The organism is Streptomyces chumphonensis (genome assembly GCF_014779715.1).
GTDB lineage: Bacteria > Actinomycetota > Actinomycetes > Streptomycetales > Streptomycetaceae > Streptomyces > Streptomyces chumphonensis.
On the sequence record NZ_JACXYU010000048.1, the window covers coordinates 1 to 330 of the forward strand.

The 330-nt window shown below is 66.1% G+C and carries 1 pseudogene; it reads left to right on the forward strand.

From position 1 onward, the window contains the following. Positions 1-330, forward strand: a pseudogene (locus tag IF129_RS25990) (Fe-S oxidoreductase); the annotation flags it as partial.

Genomic DNA, 330 nt, shown 5'->3' on the forward strand with positions numbered 1-330 from the left:
TACGTGCTGCGCGGCCTGGAGGGCGCCCTGCACCACGCCTCGTGGGGGCTGGAGAACTTCGCCTCCTACGCGGTGACGGCGGCGGTGGACGGCCTCGGCACCGGCACCGTGGAGAACCTGGTCTACCTGTTCGCGATGATCAAGCTCGGCACGACGATGATCTGGATGATCACCGTCAGCACGAACATCGACATGAGCATCGCCTGGCACCGGTTCCTGGCCTTCCCCAACATCTGGTTCAAGCGGAACGCGCACGGCGCCACCGCCCTGGGCGGGCTTCAGCCGATGACCTCGGGCGGCAAGCAGATCGACTTCGAGACGGTCTTCGAG